A 5,457-nucleotide genomic window follows, 5' to 3' on the forward strand; every position below is an offset into this window, starting at 1 on the left:
CTCAACCGCGACGTGCGTCTGACAAAATATTCCAGACCGGTCGAAGGAGACTACAACGGAGACGGCTGGATTGATCTCGCCCTACAAACCAGCGACGGCTACTGGCGCATCGCGTGGGGCAATAAAGATTTCAACTACAACAGAAATTTCGACATAAACACAAAATACCTCACGGATGCCCAACTGGCCGAAGCGCCCGGGTGGGCGTATTTGGCCGTGGTTGGCAGTCGGGAACCCACTTTTAAGATTCCCGATGGAGTTAGCGGGGCCGGGGAGTGGTGGGGGTTGACTTTATTCCCTTCGGGTTGGCAGGCGTCGAAATACGATAATCTTAATTTTGGTGGCAATGAATGGATACCGATGATGGGTAACGACGTTGGAACCAAATCAAAAGATGGAATATGGAAAGAGTTGAATTCTAATTTATGGATTTTAATTGATTTGCCACCCAGTGGAATATTTGGTGGACTTGAATGTCATCCTTTTTCCGCCGACTACGACGGTGATGGAAAATCAGATCGCGCTGTTCAATGTCCCAGCGAGTTCAGAATTGTGCAGACTTCAGACAACAGCGTTCGCCACATTTCACTGCCCTACGACCCAAGCGAATTTTCAATGCCCGGAAAAATTTATACCGGAGGCATTTCCTATCAAACCTCAAGGCAGTTGATTGACTATCAGCTTTCTATTTCAAACGACCCTCCGGTAATCCCCGTTGACATGATCCAAGGAGATTTCTGCTCTATTCCATGGGAACCCTCAAAGATTCCGCAGGAGTGCCGATGACACAATTCGCCATCAACCCCGTTTCGGGATCAAACTCTCAAAACATTTTTCTACCCCAATCTGATTTTGAATCGGGCTCGGGCGGAGATGTGAAAAAGCCAAAATTCAGACTTGCCGTTATGCCGTTCAAACTCAATAAAGGCGCCGATGAAAGCCTTGCCCAGAGCATTTATTCGTTGGTTACAGATCGTTTGTCTGTGTGGGAGGAGCTTGAGGTAACCAGTTTTGACGATATTGGTAAAGTAGTGGGGTTTAAAAAGGCGGCGCAGATGGCAGGTTGTAAAGATGAAATTTGTATTAAAGAATTTTCGAAAGATAATCCTTTGGGTGTTGATTATCTCGTTACAGGGACTTTAAGCCTTCTTGGAAACACATATGTTGTTAGTCTTCAGTTGATTGCCCTTCAGAAAACGGTTGTGGAAAACAGAATCCAACTGCGCGTAGAAAACGGCGGAAAATCTCATTTTACTATTAACGAAGTAAATGATGCCGCAGACAAACTCGTTTCGCCTTTTTTCAAAAAATCAAATGCATCATCTACTTCGATGTTCAGCTGGGTTTCGCCTGCGGTGAATGCCATCACCTCACGCCCTTACCGCTCACTCATGTGGACGAGTTTTGCCGCTTCGGTTGGTGGTCTGGTGGTTGGGGGAATGAACCGTGGTTATGCCAATTCAGATGAGGATCAACATATAGGACTTGTGAGACAATTGCAGTCAGAAGGAAAAATTGTTGGCACATCCGGAAATTTGCGTTTTGCCGATGATGCAACCAAATCAGCCTATTCCAATCAAATAGACGGTCTAAGGCAGTCGGCTGAAAATCATGCCGCCATTTCAACGGCAGGTTTTGTCGGCGCGGCAGTTTTTGCAGGATTGGGAGCATTGCTTTGGCATCTTGATTCCAACGGACAAAATCAAAAAACAGGACCGAAAATGTCTCTTCAACTTTCTGAAAGCGGAACACGGTTAAGTCTTGGAGGTACCTTTTGAGCATTATATCTGTTAACAATGTCATTGCGAGGCCTAAGGCCGAAGCAATCTCCCCATCCCACGATCTGACGCGCCCTCCCCCATTATTTTTCGACAATGAAAAACGTGCAGATTTTTCACGCATCACGGCATTTCCCATGCAACCTTCTCACACCCTGTATACCGCAAATGTGCGGAGTAATAATGTTGCATCCAATGCTGACGCGGCCATCGCCGGAGCGCTGATGTTTGTTGGGATCATAGGGTTGGGCATTTTAATCGGCGGCACGGGAGGCTTGGCCGTGGTTGCATTGGGAATTGCCGCATGCAGTTCTTTGGAAAAAATAGGAGATCCAGCAGTGGACAAGGATAGAGACGGTTTTATTGATAAACAATTTGGAGGAGATGATTGCGACGACTCCAATAAAAATATTCATCCAGGAGCAACGGAAGTTTGTAACGGCAAGAACGATAACTGTGATGGTCAGACGGATGAAGGAGTTTTAAATGCCTGTGAGAAATGTGGTCCTACTCCCGAAGAAATTTGCGATGGAATTGATAATAACTGCAACGGCCAGACCGACGAGGGAGTGACTAATCTTTGTGGCACTTGTGGCAACTGCGAGTGGATAGCGGCATATGGTCAAAATCCTGTCGTCGTCTGGACAGGACAAAACTTTGGAATTGTTTGGGAATATTTTGACCATTCAAAAATTGGTTTTGCAAGAATTGACGCCAGTGGACAGTTGATACCCAATAGTACCGTCGAAGTTGCGGAGGGGGGACCAGCTACATATCCAGATTTGGTTTGGACAGGGGAAGAGTTTGGCCTTACTTGGTCTAACAACGGCATCTATTTTGCGCGTCTTGATTCACAGGGTACAAAAATAGGGGCTGATGTTTATCTTGGCAATGATAATTTGGCCCATAGTTCGATTGCTTGGAACGGTAATGGTTTTGGAGTTGCTTGGGGATGGGGCGATTTTCAGCAAATTCGCTTCAGTACTTTAGATAGGATGGGGAATGTTATTTCAACGGATCAACAGATAGCCAGCGATCTTGGTGAGCTTATTTGCAGACCCGATTTAGTGTGGGCAGGCGATCGTTACGGTTTGGCTTTTATACACACAGAACAAACAACGGGTATTTCTCCACACACGTTTGGCGCCATTTATTTTGTCAACCTTGATCGTGCTGGCAATCCAAGTAATCGAATCAGAGTAGGCGATGGCTCTTATAGCTCCGATATCAGAGGGGGACACTCATGTGGAAACAGAGTTTCACTCGCATGGTTACAGTCTTCCAAGCAATATGGAGTGGTTCGATGGTTGGATAATAATTCGTCAAACAATAACGGTAATCTTTTAAATGGTCTTTATTTTTCTACTATCAAGGATAATCGACTGGAAATAGATTCTAAAATGCTGGCAGGGGACCGAGCCAATCCGGAAGGGCATTCGTTAGTTGCAGGATCGAATGATTATATGTTTGCTTGGGAAGATTATAGGAGTGGTAATTGGCAACTATTCTCCAGAATAATTGATAGGAATGGCAATCTTGGTTTTGAAAAACAAAGGACATTCGATGGAGCAGTAGAGCCATCTTTAACTTCTGTCGGTACTGTTTATGGATTGGCATGGCAGAAAATTGGGTTTGGTAACGATGGAGGAATCCATTTTTCGACAATTCCTTAATTAGAAAAGATATTTCCATCGTCGGCCTTCAACAGTTTTTCAGATAATCACTTTCAAAATGATAAGGGTTTGACGGTCAGGGTTAAAGTCAACCCATCTCGGCCCCCAAGTATTCCTGTAACCCTCTGATTTATAATAAAAATTATTATGGCATGAGGCTTGCACATTTTGGGGCATGGAGGTGCTGGTAATGAAAAATTTATTTCGGTTCGGCCTTCTATCTCTCATCTTGACTCTTCCTTCATTTGTCTACCCCATCGATTCCGTGTGTGACGGAGTTGATATCATTCCAATCACCGACAGAAATCGTAGTGCTATCCAGACTGCTTTGACAAACTATAAAATTTATTCCTGCCTAAACAACACGGCATATTGTCTCTGTTTTCAATTCAATTTAGTCTCCCAAACCACTTCTTCACTAAATTTGTCCTTGGATACTACTGCCAGTGACAAACCCGTTTACATCAGCGGCCTTCAGATCAACGGTCTCGCGGGGCCTTTGGTTATCAAAGGCTCTCAGCCCGTGATGCTGATTGATACCCATTTTGCTTGCACAGCAAACACCCCCTCACCCCAACCCTCTTCCGCGGGGGGAGAGGGAGGTTCCATCGGCATTCAACTCACCGGCAACGGACATCAAATCCTCGGCAGTGACATTTCAAATTGCGCCATCGGTGTGCAGGTGGAAGGAAATGCAACGACCATCCGCGATTCGCATATCGCCTGCTCCGCCAAATCGGGAGTTGGTATCAAGCTGACGGGTGATAGACACGCAATCAGCGATACTGAAACAAAAGATTGCAACATCGGTGTGCAGATCGATGGCAGTGACAACAGCCTTACACGAAACACCATCCACGATAACAACACCGGCGTTAAAATCGCGAACGGTTCCGGCAATTTCGTCGAGCGAAATATCATTTATAAGAATGACGCGAATGGAGACGGAGAATACAAACAAACCGAAGGCATCTTCCTCGCCGACGGCGTTAACGGGGGCGTTCTCCCTCCGGCAATTTTAAATATTTCCGGAAGCATCGCACAACAAGATGATCCGATTTTGACATACTCTTCCGACATTTCCTATCTTCCCGCCGAAGGAGAACCACCGGTTATGGCTTCGTTTCAATTTCAACTACCGTATCCGAAAGGGGAAATAGAGGTGGGGTTAACCGAGACACAATATGATCGGCAACAAAATGAAGATACGCGCAATAGGTATTCTTACCAACCCCGCGAATTTTACGCCTTCACCGTCAATTGTCTGGAACTTGAAAACTTGAGAACGGAATCACTCAGACACTTTTCATGCGATCTCCCCATGACCTCCGTACAAAAAAACCAAAAGGCCGTGATCCTCTTTCATCACCCTATTTTTGGAAGCACAAGCTACAGCGCCCGTGTCCTCCTCAACGGTCCATCCAGCATTCCTGCCGGACCCGTTTCCACCCCTGTTGAAACATCGGGATTAACCGGCGGTGTGGGCAATCTTCCTCCGCCCTTTTCCTCCGCAGAAACCGGCACATCGAAAGAAGAAAAATCCGGACAAGTTGGTAACTCCATGACAGGCGTGCAATTGGCTTCCGGAGGTCTCACGACCACAGGGGCATCCGGCGGCTTAGGTGGCTGTGGTGCCTCACTCAATCCCGATCAAGGCGGAGACAGTGGCGCTTTTTTACTTCTACTCTTCACATCCTTTACGGGATTATTGGTGGTGCGGATCAGAAAAACCATTTGACCCCCGCCGAAATCGAAATTCAAACAGTGCGGGAATACAAAACATCTCCGGAAGATCATCGAAAAGGAAACTTTGCCATGGCCGCCGTCCCACGCCCACAGCAGGCGTCCTGATTTCCCAAAATTTCTGGACACGATCATCTTGAGACTTCTCGCCAAAAATCCCGCGGACCGATTTTACGGTAACGCGCGCTCCGTCATCAACGCCCTTCTCACCCATTCTCCCGATGCCTTTGCCGACCGCTCTCATGCCCGAGGGTCTTATCTTA

At 46.5% G+C, this 5,457-nt stretch carries 5 protein-coding genes; all 5 read left to right on the top strand.

What is annotated here, in order from left to right:
- A partial coding sequence (locus tag HY877_06655) for a hypothetical protein (GenBank protein MBI5299950.1) occupies positions 1-786 on the top strand: 786 nt, incomplete at its 5' end.
- Positions 750-1,778, top strand: a complete 1,029-nt coding sequence (locus HY877_06660) for a hypothetical protein (GenBank protein ID MBI5299951.1) — start codon at positions 750-752, stop codon at positions 1,776-1,778. The genes HY877_06655 and HY877_06660, both read left to right, overlap by 37 nt.
- On the top strand, positions 1,775-3,451 hold the full coding sequence (locus tag HY877_06665; GenBank protein MBI5299952.1) for a putative metal-binding motif-containing protein: 1,677 nt from the start codon (positions 1,775-1,777) through the stop codon (positions 3,449-3,451). The genes HY877_06660 and HY877_06665 overlap by 4 nt, the downstream gene beginning before the upstream one ends.
- A gap of 190 nt (positions 3,452-3,641) precedes the next feature.
- On the top strand, positions 3,642-5,189 hold the full coding sequence (locus HY877_06670) for a right-handed parallel beta-helix repeat-containing protein (protein MBI5299953.1): 1,548 nt from the start codon (positions 3,642-3,644) through the stop codon (positions 5,187-5,189).
- 72 nt (positions 5,190-5,261) lie between these two features.
- The coding region (locus HY877_06675) for a hypothetical protein (protein ID MBI5299954.1) at positions 5,262-5,457 on the top strand (196 nt) is incomplete at its 3' end.

The sequence above is a fragment of the Deltaproteobacteria bacterium genome (assembly GCA_016213065.1).
Lineage (GTDB): Bacteria > UBA10199 > UBA10199 > SPLOWO2-01-44-7 > SPLOWO2-01-44-7 > JACRBV01.